The sequence below is a fragment of the Thiocapsa sp. genome, assembly GCF_035467215.1.
Classification (GTDB): Bacteria; Pseudomonadota; Gammaproteobacteria; order Chromatiales; family Chromatiaceae; genus Thiocapsa.
The window spans coordinates 1-18,113 of record NZ_DATITZ010000191.1 but is presented as its reverse complement, the minus strand read 5'-3'; the positions used below and the strand labels follow the sequence as shown (position 1 = coordinate 18,113).

The following is an 18,113-nucleotide window of genomic DNA, read 5'->3' as shown; positions in this document are numbered from 1 at the left end:
CACGCCTCCGCCTTGAGCTTCCAGTTGGCAACGGCCGATCGACCGCATCGGGTCGAGGCGCCCCTGCCCGATGACCTCGAGCACTTTCTGTCTGCATTGGAGCCCGCCGCGTGACCTTCGACTTGATCGTGTTCGACTGGGACGGGACCCTGATGGATTCCGAGGCACGCATCGTCCATTGTCTTCAGGCGGCCTTCGGCGATCTCGGCCTGCCGCCGCCGGCCCGCGAGGCCGCGCGCGACGTGATCGGGCTGGGTCTGGACGAAGCTCTCCTGCGATTGCACCCGGAAGCGGATCCGCAGACCCTCCGGGATCTGGCCACCGGCTACCGCCGCTATTTCCTCGAAATCGATCCGACGCCCTCCGTGCTCTTCGCCGGCGCTCGCGAGACCTTGAGCCAGCTGGCGGACGAAGGCTACCGCTTGGCCGTCGCCACGGGAAAGGGTCGCGTCGGACTCGACAAGGCACTCGCCGACACCGGTCTCGGTGCACTCTTTAATGCGACGCGCTGCGCCGACGAGACATTCTCCAAGCCAAACCCGCAGATGCTGTTCGAGCTGATGGACGAGCTCGGTGCCGACGCCTCCGCCACGCTCATGATCGGCGACACCGAGTACGACATGCAGATGGCCTTGAATGCCCGCACCAAGGCACTCGCCGTCTCCTACGGCGTCCACCCGGTCGAGCGTCTTCTGCCGCACGCCCCGCTCGACTGCATCCACGACATCGCAGCGCTGCCCGCCTGGCTGACCGGTTACGGCATGCGCTGAGCCGAGACCGCGACGCCGCGTTGCCGCCCGCATGTCGTCGAGACCCAAGGCCTAAGCCGTGTTCAGAGCGAGATGCTCGTTTTCGAGTGAGCTCGAGGTGTGTCAGCATCCACGCCTCTTAGCGGGGAAGCGGTTTATAACAACTTATTTTTTAATCTCTTAAACCGCGCCGACTCCAACGCTCGTCAAGTCTGCCGGCGTCGATCTCATCCGAAACATCGCATACCGCGCCGGGCGCGGTTTAATCCCTGGAGTGACCCATGAATTGGAAGTTTTGGACCAAACCCCGCGACGAGATGCCGTCGCCCGATGCACCCGATTGGGAGCGCGCGCTCATCAATAAGCTCGCGCTCGAGCACCTGCGCGAGCAGCGTCGCGGTCGTCGCTGGGGCGTCTTCTTCAAGGCGCTGGTCCTGGTCTATCTGATCGGACTGCTGATCGCGGCCTATTCCCAAGACCTGCTCGAGCGCATCTCGCCGAGCGATGAGCACACGGCAGTGATCGACATCAAGGGTGTCATCGCGCCCGAGGCCGACGCGAGCGCGGACCGGGTCATCAGCGCCCTGCGCGAAGCCTTCGAGGCCGACAAGGTCAAGGGCATCATCCTGCGCATCAACAGCCCCGGCGGCAGCCCGGTCCAGGCCGGCTATATCAACGACGAGATCAAGCGGTTGAAGGCCAAGTACAAGGAAGACAACGACAAGGAGATGCCCGTCTATGCCGTGGCGACCGACATCTGCGCCTCGGGCGGCTATTACATCGCCGTTGCCGCCGATTCGATCTATGCCGACAAGGCCAGCCTGGTCGGCTCCATCGGCGTGCGCATCGGCAGCTTCGGTCTTGACGAGGCGATCAAGGAGCTCGGGATCGAGCGGCGTCTGCTGACCGCCGGGGAGAACAAGGGGATCCTCGACCCCTTCTCCCCGCTGCCGCCGGATCAGAAGGCATTTATCCAGACTGTTCTCGACAACCTGCATGATCAGTTCATCGCCGAGGTCAAAGCCGGTCGCGGAGACCGGCTGAAGGGGGGCGAAGAGGTCTTCAGCGGACTCTTCTGGAGCGGCCAAGAGGCCGTCGCGCTGGGCTTGGTCGACGATCTGGGCAGCTCCAGCTCGGTTGCACGCGACGTGATCGGCGCGGAAACCCTGGTCGATTACACCAAGGAACGCGATCTCTTCGAGAGCCTATCGCGACGCATCGGTGCGAGCTTTGCGGCCGGGCTGGTCGAGGCGCTCGGCGGCGGAGCCCCGCGCATCGGCTATTGAGGTCGGTCACCCAAGTCTGCGAGTCAATTCGCGAGTTGTTCACGTCGTGTGCCCGGTTTATCCTCGGCGCCGATGACCTCGGGCCGAGCGCCGCGTCGGCGTGTGTGTTCGAGGTCTCGGCCCACGCTGGACGAGACCGACGACCATGAATCAGACGAACGCCGATGCCGGATCCGCGCCCGCAATTCAGCTCCTGACCCGCAACGCCGAGTTGGCGACGCCGCTTCGGCCGCTCTTGCTCGCGCAGGGGTTCATGCTGGAAACCTTCGAATCGTCCGAGCGGCTAACCGGCGCACACCCGAGCTCGCCGGCGCTCTTGCTCGTCGATCTCGACGCACTCCCCGAAGCAGATACGCTCGGCGTCCTCGTCGCCCGGGCGCAGCAAAGCGGCGGGCAGCCGATCCCGCTGGTCTGCCTAGCGTCCGGGCGCGATATCCGCTTTCGACTTGCCGCGATGCGCGCGGGTGCCAAGGCCTACCTACAGATGCCGATGGAGATCGAAGAGCTGACCGATCGGCTTCTGGATCTGGCGGGCAAGCAGGCGGCTTCTCCCGATCGTGTACTCGTGGTCGACGATCAGCCGGTGGCCGCACTCTTCGCCGCGCGTGTGCTCGAATCCGCCGGCATGCTGACCGAGCGCGTGGGCGATGCGCTCGCGGTACTGGACGCACTCGACGCCTTCACTCCGGATCTCGTGCTCATGGATCTGCACATGCCCGGAGCAAGCGGCATCGAGCTGACCCGCATCATCCGCGAGCAGGACCGCTTCGCCGATCTGCCGATCGTCTTTCTCTCCGCCGAATTGGATGCCGAGCAGCAGATGGCGGCCCTGCGTGTCGGGGGTGATGACTTCCTCGCCAAGCCCGTCGCACCGGATCATCTCGTCGCCTGCGTGAGACAGCGACTGGCGCGCGCACGCGAGCGCGCACGGCGCCAGGCTGGTCCGGATGCCATCGATGCACTCACGGGCCTCGCGAGTCTCGGACATCTGTTGGGGCGGCTCGGTCAGTTGATCGGCCGCGGGGGTACGGACGCGGGTCGCCGTGCGCTGGTCGTGCTGGATCTCGCCGGCGACGAGGCCTCGTTGATGCGCCTTGCCGTTGCGGTTGCCGAGTCGTGTGGCGCCTCCGATCTGGCCGCGCGCGTCGGCGAGCGCAGTTTGGCCGTCCTGGTAAGACGCGACGATGCGGCAAGCCTTGCACGTGCCGGCGGGCAGCTCGCGGAGGACCTGTCTCGGGTCGGTTTCGCTCCCGGGACAGGTCTCGCCGTCGGAGTCGGCTGGTGCACCTTGGCGAACAGCGGCGGCGACGCCGTCACCTTGATGTCGCGTGCAGCCAAGGCGGCACGCTCGGCCCGCAAGGCAGGCGATGGTCTACCCGTCGGCTACGGGTGCGGCCCCGTGCCTCCCCGCACGTCCGACCAAGACGCCGTATCGGCGGCCATCCTGACCGAACGGTTACAACTGCTCTTCGAACCCATGGTGTCCCTGATCCCGGCACCGAGCGCGCGCTACGAGGTCTCGCCACGCTTGGAGACCCCGGACGGCGAGCTGCTCTTGCCGGGCGCCTTCATGCCGATCGCACAGCGCTGCGGACTAGCCGAGCGACTCGACGCCTGGCTCTTGGCCAATGCTCTGGACGCCCTCGTGGCCTGCCGAGACGCCGGCCAGCCGGCACAGCTTTTCCTGTACCAATCGCTCGTCGGCGCGGGGCGCGATGATTGGGTCGACCGTGTTCGCGACGAGATCAACCGGCGCGATCTTTTTTGCTTGCGACCCGTCATCCAGTTTCAGGTAGATGAAGCGGCCGCCGACATTGCTCGCACAGCCGACCGTGTTGCTCGATTGGCGCGGCTCGGTATCCCGGTTTGTCTGAACGACGTCGATGCCGGCGACGCCTCGGAGCGGGTGCTCGCGGGTGTGCCGGCCACCTTCGCGCGCCTGTCACGCACCCTGGTCCAGTCCCTCGACCCAGAGCCGCTCGCCGAGCTGGTGCAGCGCCTGCGTGAACGGCGCCTTGCCGTGATCGCCGGCGGAGTCGATAGCCCGGAGACCATCGCGCGTCTGTGCCGCGCCGGTGTCGATCTACTCCAAGGCCCCTTCGTCCAGCCCCCGAGTGCTCTCATGGACTACGATTTCAGCGCGGTGGATGAGAGTTGAACGCGTCGCCCGTGGAATCGGCCATTCGAGATCGCTTATCGCGACCTCCTATGCTAACGTTTGGAGAAACTGGCTAGACTGGCTAGAGGTGAGCGGCGTTCGTATGCACGGTGAATGGCAACTGCAACAGGCCAAGAACGGCTTGAGTCAGCTCATCAAGTTGGCCCGAAGCGATGGACCTCAGTTTGTGACCTTGCATGGCAAACCGACGGCTGTCGTCCTCTCCGTCGAGGATTACGCGCGCCTCACCAAGAGACAGGAGGTAACGTTGTCGGCTGCATTACTGGATCCAGAGATCGCCGGCGAGGACATCGATTTCGGCCGCGATCGCGATACGGGACGAGATCTGTCGTTGTGAGTTGGCTTCTCGATACCTGCGTGCTCTCCGAGTACGTCAAGAAGGTACCCGTCTCCCGCGTGATCCAATGGCTCGACGAGCAGGACGAGGACAGCCTCTTCATCAGTGTCGTCAGCATCGGCGAGATCGAGAAAGGCATCCTCAAACTCGCTGTTTCCGACATCGCCCGTAGCCGAAGGCTTGCGGCCTGGTTGGGTAAGCTGGAGCAGCGGTTTGCCGGTCGCATCTTGACCCTCGATGCAGGCGCGCTACACGTATGGGCTCAGTTGGCGTCCGGTGCAGAGTTGGCCGGACAGACGTTGCCTGTAATGGACGGTCTCATCATGGCGACGGCTCAGTGCCGGGGCTTGACCATCGTGACGCGCAACACCGGTGACTTCCGGCTCTATCCGCAGGTGTTCGATCCCTGGACCTCTTGATTTAAGCATCCTTGACCGACCCCCAGTTTCCCACCGACGCCGACCTCGGCACCTGTCTGATTCAGGACCGCCACCGGCTGCGCCAACGTCTGCGCGGTTTGCGCCGTCGCGCGTGTGCGGGCGAGCCGTTCGAGCGTGGTCTGCTTGCCATTTGGCAGACCCTGCGCGAATCCCAAGCCATCCTCGAACGCCGCCGCGCGGGCGTGCCGTCGATCATCGCCTATCCGCCCGAGCTGCCGGTCAGCGAGCGCCGCGAGGAGATCGCGAAAGCGATCTCGGTCCACCAGGTGATCGTCCTCTGCGGCGAGACCGGCTCGGGCAAGTCGACCCAGCTGCCCAAGCTCTGTCTGGAGCTCGGGCGCGGGCTCGCCGGGCGGATCGGCCACACCCAGCCGAGGCGTATCGCGGCGCGTACCCTGGCGAATCGGATCGCGCAGGAGCTCGGCGGGACCGCCGGCGGGCTGGTCGGCGACAAGGTGCGCTTCCACGACCGGGTACGCCCGGAGACCGCGATCAAGCTGATGACCGACGGCATCCTGCTCGCCGAGATCCAGCAGGATCGGCTCCTCAACGAGTACGACACCCTGATCATCGACGAGGCCCACGAGCGCAGCCTCAACATCGACGTCCTGCTCGGTTATTTGAAGGGTCTGCTGCCGCGTCGACCGGATCTAAAGCTCATCGTCACCTCCGCGACCATCGACCCGCAGCGCTTCGCCGCGCATTTCGCCGATGCGCAGGGCCGCCCGGCGCCGATCCTCGAGATCTCGGGACGGACCTATCCGGTCGAGGTCCGCTATCGGCCGCCCGAGGACGAATCCGTCGGCGAGCGCGACGAGGCGATGCAGCAGGCGATCTCGGACGCGGTCGGCGAGCTGGCGCGCGTCGGACGCGGCGATGTGCTGGTCTTTCTCTCCGGCGAGCGCGAGATCCGCGAGACCGCCGAGACCCTGCGCAAGCATCATCCGCCCGCGACCGAGATCCTGCCGCTCTACGCCCGCCAAGGGCCGCAGGAGCAGGCGCGGATCTTCCAGTCGCACGGCACCCGGCGCGTGGTGCTGGCGACCAATGTCGCCGAGACATCGCTCACCGTCCCCGGCATCCATTACGTCATCGACCCGGGTTTTGCGCGGATCAGCCGCTACAGCCATCGCCGCCAGCTCCAGCGCTTGCCGGTCGAGCGCATCTCGCGCGCCTCGGCCGATCAGCGCAAGGGGCGCTGCGGGCGGGTCGCCTCCGGGATCTGCATCCGGCTCTATAGCGAGGACAGCCTCGCCGCCCGTGCGCCCTTCACCGAGCCCGAGATCCAGCGCACCAATCTCGCCGCCGTGATCCTGCGGATGAAGCTGCTCGGCTTCGGCGACGTGGCCGACTTCCCCTTCCTCGACCCGCCCGACCCGCGTCTGGTTGCCGACGGCGAGCGCACACTCGAGGAGCTGGCCGCGCTCGATGCCCGCGGCGAGTTGACCGAGCTGGGCCGTCGGCTCGCGCGTCTGCCGGTCGATCCGCGGATCGGTCGGATCCTGCTCGCCGCCGCCGAGCAGCAGTGTCTGGCGGAGGTGCTGGTGATCGCCGCCGCGCTGAGCGTTCAGGACCCGCGCGAGCGTCCGCACGAGCAGCGCACCGCCGCCGATCAGATCCACGCCACCTTCGCCCATCCGGACTCGGATTTCTTAAGCTTCCTCAACCTCTGGCGCTTCCTGGAGAAGGAGCGCAAGGCGCGCTCGCGCAACCAGTTTCGTCTGCTCTGTCAGCGTCACTTCCTCTCTTACAACCGGGTCCAGGAATGGCGCGACATCGAGACCCAACTGCGCGAGCAGATCCTGGAGATGGGCTTCAAGGAGAACCAGACCGCCGGCACCGAGGAGCAGATCCACCGCGCGCTCTTGACCGGACTGCTGAACCACATCGGCGCGCTCGATACGAATCACGAGTACCTGGGCGCGCGCAACAGCCGCTATCGCATCCATCCAAGCTCGGCACTCTTCAAGACGTCGCCCAAATGGATCCTGGCGGGCGAGCGGGTCGAGACCACGCGCGCTTACGGGCGCATCGTCGCGCGCGTGCAGCCGGCCTGGATCGAAGCCGCCGGGCAGCATCTGCTGCAACGCAGCTATTTCGAGCCGCACTGGCAGGCCAAGACCGGGCAGGTCGCGGCCTACGAGAAGGTAACCCTGTTCGGCGTCACCCTGGTGCCCAAGCGGCGCGTCAACTACGGACCCATCAACCCGGCCGAGTCGCGCGAGATCTTCATCCGCTTCGCCCTTGTGGAAGGCGACTTCGGCACCCGTGCACCCTTCTGGCGTCACAACCAGGAGCTGATCGCGTCGATCCATCACCTCGAAGCCAAGTCGCGACGCCGCGACATCCTGGTCGACGAGGAGGCGCTCTACGCCTTCTACGATCAGCGCATCCCCGCCGGGATCTATTCCACGCCTCAGCTTGAGCAGTGGCTGCGCAAGGCGACCCGTACGGATCCCAAGCTCCTGCATCTACGCCCGGCCGATCTGATGCAGCATGAGGCCGTGGGGATCACGCCCGAGCATTTCCCCGACCGACTCCAGGTCGGCGCCACGGCGCTGCCGCTCGAATACCGCTTCGAGCCCGGCGAGTCGGCCGACGGTTTGACCCTGATCGTGCCCTTGCCGCTCATCAATCAGGTGACCGCCGAGCGGCTGGATTGGCTGGTGCCGGGTCTGTTGGAGGCGCGCATCACGGCCCTGCTGCGCGGTCTGCCGAAAGGGCTACGCACGGCGCTGGTTCCGGTGCCGGACACCGCTGCGCGCTTGGCCGGCGGACTCAAGGCCGCGCTCGCCGAGGGCAAGGCACCGATTGATCGTCCGCTGACACAGGTCCTCGCCGAGCGGATCGCGGCCGAGCTTGGCCTGCGCATCCCCGAGGACGCCTGGGACCGTGACGCCATCCCGGCGCATCTGCGGATGAAGGTCCGACTCGTCGACGAGGCGGGCAGGGCGCTTGCGCTCGACGAGGATCCGCAACGACTCAAACAGCGTTTCGGCCAAGCGGGTCAGGCGCGGTTTGCCCGCATCCCGGATGCCGAGCTGGAACGCGAAGGCCTCACACGCTGGGACTTCGGCGACCTGCCCGAGCAGGTCGAGATCACCCGCGGCGGGATCCGGATGCGCGGCTTCCCGGCCCTGGTCGACGAAGGCCAGAACGTGGCGGTGCGGGTGCTGGATTCGCCCGAGGCCGCCGCGCGTGCACACCGTGCGGGCCTGCGCCGGCTTCTGATCCTGACGCTCGGTGCGAACCTGCGCCCGATCCGCCAAACGCTCAAGGATCTGGATCGGCTGCGCCTGCTCTATGCCAAGGCGCCCGTCACGGACATCCCGGAGACCGCCGGAACGGAGAAAGCCAGTCCGGAGAAGGCGCGCTCCGGATCACCGAACGCGACGACCGTCGGCGGACAGGCATTGCGCCCGCCGAGCGGATCCGATCCCCGCCCACCCGACCTCTCCGACGAGCTGCTGGCCCTGATCCTCGATCGGACCTTTCTCGACGACCGCCCGCCGATCCGACAGCAGGCCGATTTCGAGGCCCGTCTTGCCGAGTCCCGCAGCCGGCTCCAGCCGACCGCCAACGAGGTCACCCGTCTCGCCGCCGAGATCCTCGCCGCCTACCAGTCACTGCGCCAGCGCCTCGCCGCCATCACCCAGGTCAACTGGCAGCCGACGGCGCAGGACCTGCGCAACCAGCTCGACGGGCTTGTCTTCCGGGGCTTCTTCCAGCAGATCCCCTTCGTCCGGCTCAAGCAGTATCCGCGCTATCTCAAGGCCGCCGAGCAGCGTCTCGACAAGCTCGCCCACGCCCCCGGACGCGACCGCGATCAGATGACCGTCATGGCCGAGCTGCTGACCCGCTGGCGCGAGCGCACTGCCGCCGCCCGCAAGGCCGGCCGAGAGGACGCGCGACTGGACGAGATCCGCTGGCTGCTGGAAGAACTGCGCGTCTCGCTCTTCGCCCAAACCCTCGGCACCGCCGGCCCGGTGTCGGTCAAACGCATCGAGGCGCATTGGCGGGAGCTGGGGTTGTAGGGCAGGATAGCCGGGCGCGTGCGGGTCGGCTACGCATGCTCAAGCCGCTTGGAGGGTAAGATTGCAGACCAATCCCGGATCCAAAACGTGGGCGCTCCGATGCCGACGACCACACACCGAGTGAACAAGTCCCCATGCACACGAAGGAAGTCATCGACCGTATCTTCAAGGAACCCGGCATCCAGTACGAGCTGACCGAGTTCGAGAACCTCGGCAAGCCGATTCACGAGATCATCGCGATCTACCCGAAGGTCGTCGCAACCGGGAAGGATGCCGGGAAGACCAAGTATTTCCTGAAGAGCTTCATCCCCTTTTCCTCTGGGAACGAGGAGGTGCAGGTCTATGTCGAGGGCGGCAAATCGGCGCCGGAGGAGATCGTCCGTCAGCTCTGGGTCTACAAGCTGATTCACCAGTACGGCTATTCACTAGACCAGATCGACCTGGAGAAGAGCGTCCAGTTCGGCACCGAGATCGGCACCAAGGCGGCGGACATCATCGTTTACACCGACGCAACCAAGACCACGCCCAAGATCATCATCGAGTGCAAGCGCCCCAAGCGCAAGGACGGCATCGAGCAGCTCAAGAGCTACATGAACGCCAAGGGCGCGCCTGTGGCCGTCTGGTCCAATGGGGCCGACAACATCATTCTCTATCGGCCTTATCCGGCACAGTTCGACGACACCCTGTTCGATCTCCCCCGGCGCGGTCAGGAACCCAAGGATGTCCTCGAAGCCAAAAAAACCCTCTTGCAGCTTAAAAATGATTTTAATTTCAAGAAGATTCTTCAGGATCTCGAAGAGCTGGTGCTGGCCGACAGCGGCAAGGACGAGTTCAACGAGATCTTCAAGCTGATCTTCGCCAAGATCTGGGACGAGAAAGAGGCGCTGGAGAAACGCAAGGACAAGGTGGTCGAGTTCCGCAAGGCGCTGGACCCCGAGATCACCTTCGATCGGATCAACAACCTCTTTCACAAAGCCTGCGACGAGTGGCCCGGCATCTTCAAGCAGGGCGAAGACATCGAATTGGCCAAGCGCCATCTTCAGGTCTGCGTCGGCCCCATCGAAGGGGTGCGGCTTATGGGCTCCAACCTGCGCATCATGGACGACGCCTTCGAATATCTGCTCCCCACCGAGGCGAAGAAGAAGAAAGGCCAGTTCTTCACGCCGCGCCATGTGGTCGAGATGTGCGTGCGGATGCTCAATCCGAAGCGCGACGAGTACGTGATGGACCCGGCCTGTGGATCCGGCGGCTTCCTGCTGCACGCCATGGACTGGTGCTACCCGGCGGCCGACAACGACCAGCGCGAGCTGCGCAAGCATCGCTATGCCTCCAAGTACCTCTGGGGTATCGACTTCGAGCAGCGTGCCGCCAAGACCTCGCGCGCCCTGATGCTGATCGCCGGGGACGGTCATACCAACATCTTTGGCCCGGACGTCAGCAGCCTCGATCCGCGCACCTGGTACGAGACCGGTTCGGGCTCGGCGCTGATGCAGGGGCTCCGTCGAGCCAGGCTCACGGCGAAGCTGATTCCCGAGAACGAGTCGCTGACCGACGAGGATAAAGCGTGGGAGTATTTCGACCAGCTGAAGTTCGACGTCATCCTGGCCAATCCGCCCTTCGCCGGTGAAATGAAGGACCGCAAGATGCTCGCGCGCTATGAGCTGGCTCGGCCAGCCCTCCGGCGCGCGGGGGACGACAAGCAGCCCAAGGAAGAGCGCGATGTCCTCTTCATCGAGCGCATCCTCAAGATGCTCAAGCACGGTGGACGCGCGGCCATCGTGCTTCCGCAGGGCAAATTCAACAACTCTTCGCTCGCCTTCATCCGTGAATGGATCCTGAAGAAGGCACGATTGCTGGCGGTGGTCGGACTGCACCCCAACACCTTCAAGCCGCACACCGGCACCAAGACCTCGGTGCTCTTCGTGCAGAAGTACACCCAGGACCAGCTCGACCTGATCGCCCAGGTTCACGACCAGGTCGCGGGCGCTTGCCCGGATTACGCGGCCGAGATTAAAACGCTGCTGGCCGCCTACGAATCCGCCGCTGACGTGCCGGAAGACTTCATCCCCGAGGCGGTGGCGGATCTGATCGCCGAGACTTTCAGCGAGCCCGAGACCGATGAAGCCACCAGTGGCAACGGTGAGGAGTCGGACGACAGCGAGGACGCCGAGACAGCCGGGGCCGATGAGGATCGCGTCGCGCTCGCCGAGGAGCGGCTGAACGACCTCAAGGCCGCGCTGCTTAAGGCCAAGCAGCGCTTGATGGATCTGGAGAGCGACCGCGAGGCATTGGAGCAGATGAAAGACAAGGAGATCGACGCGATGAACTTAAGCTGGAGCGGCGAGAAGACTGAGCTTCGCTCACGCGTGAAAGAGGTCAGGCAATCCTATCAGGTAAGCCTGAAGGCGCTGAAGGAGCGGCACAAGGCCGCGCAGAAACCCATCAAGGCCGAAATCAAGGCATTGGAGATCCGGATCCCCCAGGCCGAGCGCGACCTGAAACAGCTCACTAATCGCGGCCGACTGGAGCTGATCCTGGCCGACGACGACCTGATCGGCACCCTCAAGGAGCGCTGGATCGCCGCCGAGGTCTCCAAGCGGCTCGACTATCCCATCTTCATGGCCGTCAGCGAGCGCGGGGGCAAGAACAATTCCGGCGATTATGAGTACATGCTCGACGAGGATGGCAGCCTGTTCGAATTTCCGGACGGACACCCGCAGGAAGGGCAGTTGGTCGTCAATCAGGATCTGGTGAATTACGACTTGCGGGCGGAAGACCTGACCGATGCGAGCCAGATTCCGGATGAACAGCTTTGCGTGGCGGAAGCGTTTATTCAGTTTGCTCAGGAACAGCAGTTTGGATTTTGGGAAGGTGCGTGATGGCTAGATGGAGCCGCACGCATTATAAGGATGTAGTCAGTCGCGGGCGAATGGATGGCGAATACCATTCCCACTCAGCCCGACATATTGAGACTCTATTCAACAGCTCACACCTAAAGTGTGATCGACTAACATGTTGCTGCGAGAGAATCACAAGCGGTCATACGCCCCTGAGGCATGATTTGAGCCGTGGTGATATCTATTTTCTAACTGTAGAATGCATTTCCCCTCTTCTTGTAAACTACGAACTCGCGAAGCGAGTATGCGCGACTCATTATTCTTGCGAGCTAAATCGAGTCGCCCTATCAGAAGATTCGGTTGTTGTTACAATAAAACGACGCATTGCCAAAGCCTCCCCGTGCTACAATCTCAAAGGCGATACTGTTGTCAATCAAGACGTCGCAGTTCTCCGCTTAAAAGATGGCTGGCATGCAGGTTATGTGGCAACTTATCTCAACTCGCAATTTGGTCAGCAACTTGCTGACCGCGAGAAGACCGAACAAATGAATCCTTATCTTCCAGTTGAAAAACTTGGAAATCTACTAATCCCAAGAATCAGTATCGAGGCTCAAGCAGAAATTGATTATCTCGTCCGAAAGCGCTTTTCGTTTTTAGCAGAGTCTGAGAGGGCATATTTAAGGGCTCAGCAACTTCTTGAATCCGAGCTTGGTCTGGACAAGCTGACATTTCAGAAGCCAGTAAGCTACGCCGCGCGCTTTAGTGACATCGAAACCTCAAGACGCTTTGATCCAGAGCATTACTACCCCGCATTTGATGCTTTCGCGAATTCCCTCCCTCCCGGCATTTCGCTTTCCCCACTCAACCGGCATCTGACGTTCTGCCAACGCGGTCAGCAACCGATCTACTCCGCTACCGGGCTCCGGGTCATGAATTCGAAGCACGTCCAGCCGAATCGCGTCCTGCTCGAAGACAATCGGTTCGCGGCGGCGAATCCAGACGGCAACCTCCAGATCCGCGCTGGCGACACCCTGCTGAACGGCACGGGGCGCGGAACCCTTGGCCGGGCAGCGCCGTATCTGATCGATGAACCCGCCGTCCCGGATAACCATGTCACCATTCTGCGGTCGGACGATCTCGATCCGGTGTACCTGTCGCTGTACCTCAACAGTGCGGCGGGCCAGATGCAGGTTGAAATGCGCCAGCGAGGATCCTCGGGGCAACTGGAGCTTTATCCGTTCGACATCCGCAAGTTTCTGGTCTGGCCCGCGCCGGAGTCGTTGCAGGAGGAACTGCGGCGGCTCCACGACCAGGCCGCCGCCGCCGAGTGTGAATCGAAACAACTCCTCGAACATGCCAAATCCCGCGTCGAGCAGCTCATCGAAGAGGCCGCCCGGACATGATCGATCCCCAAACCCCGGCGACTCCACGCGAACGCGATCCCGACATGGCCAATGCCGAGATCGCCCTTCAGCGCGCCGCCCTGCGCGCCCGCGAGAAGGCTTGGCGCCACGGCGTCCCGGTGGTCTATTCCGAGGACGGGGTCATCAAGTACGAGTATCCGCCAACGACGAATGAATCGAGAAACGAGCATGCTGCGACATAAAGGCGGTCTCGCCACGCCGACATCGGGGGATGTGGCACAAATTGCCAACGGCGAGGTAGTTGCCGTACTCGCTGACGGATTCCGGGATCTGTTCAAGAACACTCAGTCGTTGCCGGGAGCCGCGACGCTCACGGATGTCGAGATCGCCGCGGAGGTCGAAACCGTCCGGGATGGGCGAGTCGGTCAGGTGCCGGGAACGTCACGATGCACCCCGTGATTGCCGCCCAGCGCCCCGCCATCGCCAACATCTGCCGGCGCTACCAGGTGCGACGGCTGGAGGTCTTCGGCTCCGCCGCGCGCGGCGCGGATTTCGACCCCGAGAGCAGCGATGCCGACTTCCTCGTGGAGTTTGCGCCGGATGCCCAGGCCGATCTGGGCGGCTGGTTCATCGTCCGAACCGAATTGGAACGCCTGCTCGGGCGAGGCGTCGATCTGGTGGAATACCCGGCCGTGCGCAACCCCTACGTGCGCGCCGACATCGAACGAACGCGGGAGCTGGTCTATGCCGCGTGACCCGCGCGCCTATCTGTGGGATGTCCGCGAAGCCGTCACGGACATTCAGGGTTTCGTCGCCGGTCTGGATCTGTCGGCCTATGTCGCAAGCGCCCTGGTGCATTCCGCCGTGGAGCGCAAATTCGAGATCATCGGCGAGGCGCTCAACCAGCTCGCGAAACTCGACCCGATGCTGGCCGCGCGCATCCCGCGTCTGCCCGAGATCGTCGCCTTCCGGAACCAGTTGATCCACGGTTACGCGGCGGTTGCGCATGAACGGGTGTGGGCGACGATCCAGACGGCCCTGCCGACCTTGGGTAGCACCGTGCAGGATCTCTTGACCGAGCTGGGGGAGGATTGACGTTGACCAAGGACCACCAGCGAGTGCCCGACGATGCCAGGGGCCAGTTCCTCGTCTACGCGGCCGAGGACGGGCGCATCAAGATCGATGTGCGGTTGGCGGATGAGACCGTCTGGTTGACGCAGCAACAATTGGCCGAGCTGTTTCAGACGACCGTGCCCAATGTCAGCATGCACATTCGCAACATCCATGAGGATGGGGAACTGGCCCCCGAAGCAACCGTTAAGAAATTCTTAACAGTTCGCCAGGAAGGCGCGCGTGCCGTGCGACGCAGCATCGATTACTACAACCTCGACATGATCATCTCGGTCGGCTATCGGGTGAAGAGCCATGTGGCGACCCGCTTCCGGATCTGGGCTACCCAGCGCCTGAAGGAATACATCGTCAAGGGCTTCACGCTCGACGACGAGCGCCTGAAGAATCCGGATCAACCCTTCGACTATTTCGATGAGCTGACCCGTCGCATCCAGGACATCCGCACCTCGGAGCGGCGCTTCTACCAGAAGATCACGGACATCTACGCCACCAGCATCGACTATGACCCGACGCTGGACATCAGCATTCGCTTTTTCCAAACGGTGCAGAACAAGATGCACTGGGCCATCACCGGACAGACCGCCGCCGAGATCGTCTACAGTCGCGCCGATGCAGACCAGCCGAACATGGGCCTGACCAACTGGCGCGGGGCCAAGGTGCGTAAGCAGGACGTGAGCATCGCCAAGAGCTATCTGACCGAAGACGAGCTGGCGGCCTTGAACAACCTGGTCGAGCAATACCTGATCTTCGCCGAGGGTCAGGCGATGCGCCGCATCCCGATGCACATGGGCGACTGGATCAGCAAGCTCGACGCCTTCCTGAACATCAACGACCGAGAAATCCTGACCCACGCAGGCAAGATCTCGCACCAGATGGCGCAGCAGCGGGCGGAAGACGCGTACGAGAGGTTCCACCAACGGCGGATGGCCGAGCAGGATCGCGCCGGGAGCGACTTCGACAGATTGATCGAGCGTCTTCCCGCCGGAAACAAGGAGAAGCCTTCATGACACTGGCCGATGACGATCAGCAACTGCTCCGCGAGCTGTGCGAACAGCACGGAGTGAGTCTGGACAAGGTGTTGAAGCTGCTGGAGACCGTGCGGGAGTACGAGCTGAAGGACCGCCGCACCGGGGTTTATGACGCATTGCGTGAGATTCTCAAGAGCAGTCTTTCGGATGGCATGGATAGCGCGAGATGAGCGAGCCCGACGAGATTGACCGCTTTGCCAAAGATCCGAGTTTGTTGGCGCAGTTATGCCGGGACGTGATTGACCGGCTCGATTCCGGTGCGGATGACACCGACATCGGCGAGCAGGAGACACAACTCAGAGAAATCGCCAAAGCGATCGAGCGGCTGGAAAAGGCGGGGGTTACCGTGCCCGATGTCTTGCGGGCCGAGAAGACGCGACTCGCCGCTGCCCTCTCGATACATGCGGATGCAACCCAGGCTTTGACCCAACTCGTGGACGAGATTGCCGACATCCTGAGCGATCTGCGGAATCGTTTGGGGTTCGATCAGGTTGCTGATGCGGGCAAGCCGGAGAAGAAAGCCAGAAAGCGATCCAACCTGCCCAGAACAGACCCCCTCGCGCTGAGAGATCATATCGTTCGGTCACTCCAAACGCTCGGCGGGAAAGCGCGCGCGGCCGAAGTTGTCGAGGAAATGGGGCGGCAACTGGATGGGAAACTGTTGCCAGGCGACCTGGAATGGCGTGATTCGACGCGTGAATACGCCTGGCAGAACAACGCCAAGTGGGAGCGTTATCGGATGGTTCAGGACGGAACGCTGCGCGCTGATTCGCCAAGAGGAACATGGGAGCTCGGAGAGGATAAGAAATGAAGTTTCGCAAGCTCACCATCGAGAACTACAAATCCTTCCAGTTCCCGACCGAGATCGAGTTTCCGGTGGGCGGTGATGGTCGCAGCATCTTCCTGATCGGCGGCATGAACGGGGCGGGCAAGACCTCGATCATGGAGGCGGTGACCTACTGCCTTTACGGCGGGAAGGCGGAGGATATCCATCGCAACATCAACCGGCGCGAGAAGGCCAAGGGCAACGCCAACGTGGCCTTCGAGCTGGTCATGGAGATGGATGACGGCTCGGAGCTGGTGGTCAAGCGCTCCTGGACGGCGGGCGCGGTCAGCGAGCCGCGTCCGCGTGATCTGACCGAGCGGCTCGTGGTGGTGCGCGACGGCAAGCGAGTATCGGTGCAGAACCAGGAGCTATGGCAGGATTTCATCCGCGCGGCGATCCCGCCGGGCATCACCCAGTTCTTCTTCTTCGACGGCGAAAAGATCCAGGAGATCGCTGCGGATGACCATTCCGAGGTGCGTCTGAAGACCTCGCTGGAGGCGGCGCTGGGCATCCAGTACATCAACCGTCTGGCCAGCGACATCCTCTATATCAAGCAGGATGAGCGCAAAGGCTTTGTCGAGATCTCCGACGAGGATCTGGACTTCAAACAGAGTGAACTGAAGCGCGAGAAGAGCAAGCTGGCGCGCAAGCACAAGGAACGCGACGACCTGAAGGTGGAGCTGGACGGCTTCAAGACGCAGCTGGACGATGCCAAGAAGCGCTTCGAAGCGGCCTTCCAAGTTGCTCCGGAGTCGCGCGAGGCACTGCGTGAGCAGGAGAAGAAGCGCGTCTATGCCGCCAATCGTTTGGCGCAGGTGGAAAGCGAGATTCGCGCGCTCTCCGAGAAGGCTCTGCCCTTCAGCCTTGCCGGTAAGCTGTTCGACGGTATCCGGCGTCAAATCGAAACGGAGCGGGAATCCGCCAGTGGTGAAGCGATCCGCGAGCATGCCGCCGATTTGGCCAAACGCATTGTGCGCGTGGTCGAGGAGCCGGAGCCGATCTTCACCGAAACGCTGTCGGCCGAGCGGATGATCGAGCTGGAGCGACGCATCTACCGCCTGCTCAAGGAAGGCGATCCGGCGGCGGATGTTGTCAAGATCCTGGATCTGTCGGACCGCGAGGCGGCTCGGGTCCTGAACCGCATGGAGTCGCTGGAGAACAGCGATGTGTTCATGATCAAGCCGCTGCTCGACGAGGCGATGGGCCTGAAGACCCAGATCCAACAGCTCGAAGGTATGACCCAGGTCGGTAGTCTGACGCCGACCGAGCGCGATCTGTTCGATGAGCTACAAAGCACGATGGAAAGCGGCTCGACCCAGATCGGGCGTAAGACCGAGCAACTTCGGCTGGTCGAGGAGGATATCCTCGGGCTCGATAAGCGAATCCGCGAGATCGAGCTGGAGATCGAGAAGCTCTATGAAAAGCACCATGTCTCGAAGGAAAAGGCAGACTTCATCGAGGAATGCGACAACATTGCCAGCGTCCTGAATCAGTTCGTCGTACGTCTGCGCAAGAACAAGGTGCATCTGCTTCAGGAAAAGACCTTCGAGATGTACCGGCTGCTTTCAAGCCGCAGCGGATTGATCAAGGACATCACCATCGACGACAAGACCTACGAAATCAAGATCACGGACCGCAGCGGCCACGAGATCCGCAAGTCGGCGCTGTCGGCGGGGGAAAAAGAGGTGTTCGCCGTGTCGCTGCTGTGGGGCCTTGCGCAAACCAGCGAGCTGAAGCTGCCGATCATCATCGATACGCCGCTCTCGCGCCTGGACAGCACCCACCGCGACAACATCGTGAACAACTATTTTCCCAATGCGGGCGAGCAGGTGATCATCCTCTCGACCGACACCGAGGTCGACAGCAATTACTACCGTTCGCTGAAACCGCGTCTGAGCGGTG

The 18,113-nt window shown here is 63.0% G+C and carries 15 protein-coding genes; all 15 read left to right on the top strand.

What is annotated here, in order from left to right; translation table 11 throughout:
- Window positions 1–110: 110 nt before the first annotated feature.
- Entirely contained in the window at window positions 111–770 is a 660-nt protein-coding gene (locus VLR48_RS10670) for an HAD-IA family hydrolase (RefSeq protein WP_325291769.1), read from the top strand.
- Between the two features lie 260 nt (window positions 771–1,030).
- On the top strand, window positions 1,031–2,035 hold the full coding sequence (locus tag VLR48_RS10665; protein WP_325291768.1) for a S49 family peptidase: 1,005 nt from the start codon (window positions 1,031–1,033) through the stop codon (window positions 2,033–2,035).
- 145 nt (window positions 2,036–2,180) lie between these two features.
- A complete protein-coding gene (locus VLR48_RS10660) occupies window positions 2,181–4,193 on the top strand; it encodes an EAL domain-containing protein (protein ID WP_325291767.1) in 2,013 nt (670 codons plus the stop codon).
- A 103-nt stretch (window positions 4,194–4,296) separates the two neighbouring features.
- A complete protein-coding gene (locus VLR48_RS10655; protein ID WP_325291766.1) occupies window positions 4,297–4,551 on the top strand; it encodes a type II toxin-antitoxin system Phd/YefM family antitoxin in 255 nt (84 codons plus the stop codon).
- Window positions 4,548–4,970: a type II toxin-antitoxin system VapC family toxin gene (locus VLR48_RS10650; RefSeq protein ID WP_325291765.1), complete on the top strand. Its 423-nt coding sequence runs from the start codon at window positions 4,548–4,550 to the stop codon at window positions 4,968–4,970. Before VLR48_RS10655 ends, VLR48_RS10650 begins: the two co-directional genes overlap by 4 nt.
- An 11-nt stretch (window positions 4,971–4,981) precedes the next feature.
- Window positions 4,982–9,025 (top strand): ATP-dependent RNA helicase HrpA, encoded by a 4,044-nt coding sequence (hrpA, locus tag VLR48_RS10645; protein ID WP_325291764.1) that lies wholly within the window; start codon window positions 4,982–4,984, stop codon window positions 9,023–9,025.
- 134 nt (window positions 9,026–9,159) lie between these two features.
- Window positions 9,160–11,904 carry an N-6 DNA methylase gene (locus VLR48_RS10640; protein ID WP_325291763.1) on the top strand — a complete coding sequence of 915 codons (2,745 nt, stop codon included), beginning with the start codon at window positions 9,160–9,162 and terminating at the stop codon, window positions 11,902–11,904.
- Window positions 11,905–12,086: 182 nt separating this feature from the next.
- Window positions 12,087–13,265 (top strand): hypothetical protein, encoded by a 1,179-nt coding sequence (locus VLR48_RS10635; RefSeq protein ID WP_325291762.1) that lies wholly within the window; start codon window positions 12,087–12,089, stop codon window positions 13,263–13,265.
- Entirely contained in the window at window positions 13,262–13,468 is a 207-nt protein-coding gene (locus tag VLR48_RS10630; protein ID WP_325291761.1) for a hypothetical protein, read from the top strand. The genes VLR48_RS10635 and VLR48_RS10630 overlap by 4 nt, the downstream gene beginning before the upstream one ends.
- 204 nt (window positions 13,469–13,672) lie before the next feature.
- Entirely contained in the window at window positions 13,673–13,981 is a 309-nt protein-coding gene (locus VLR48_RS10625) for a nucleotidyltransferase family protein (RefSeq protein WP_325291760.1), read from the top strand.
- Complete coding sequence (locus VLR48_RS10620) at window positions 13,971–14,321, top strand: DUF86 domain-containing protein (RefSeq protein ID WP_325291759.1); 351 nt, start codon at window positions 13,971–13,973, stop codon at window positions 14,319–14,321. The genes VLR48_RS10625 and VLR48_RS10620 overlap by 11 nt, the downstream gene beginning before the upstream one ends.
- A 2-nt stretch (window positions 14,322–14,323) precedes the next feature.
- Complete coding sequence (locus VLR48_RS10615; protein ID WP_325291758.1) at window positions 14,324–15,364, top strand: virulence RhuM family protein; 1,041 nt, start codon at window positions 14,324–14,326, stop codon at window positions 15,362–15,364.
- Complete coding sequence (locus tag VLR48_RS10610; protein ID WP_325291757.1) at window positions 15,361–15,555, top strand: DNA modification system-associated small protein; 195 nt, start codon at window positions 15,361–15,363, stop codon at window positions 15,553–15,555. Before VLR48_RS10615 ends, VLR48_RS10610 begins: the two co-directional genes overlap by 4 nt.
- Entirely contained in the window at window positions 15,552–16,196 is a 645-nt protein-coding gene (locus VLR48_RS10605) for a hypothetical protein (RefSeq protein ID WP_325291756.1), read from the top strand. Before VLR48_RS10610 ends, VLR48_RS10605 begins: the two co-directional genes overlap by 4 nt.
- Window positions 16,193–18,113, top strand: a 1,921-nt coding sequence (gene dndD, locus VLR48_RS10600; protein WP_325291755.1) for a DNA sulfur modification protein DndD, incomplete at its 3' end; no start/stop codon positions are given. The genes VLR48_RS10605 and dndD, both read left to right, overlap by 4 nt.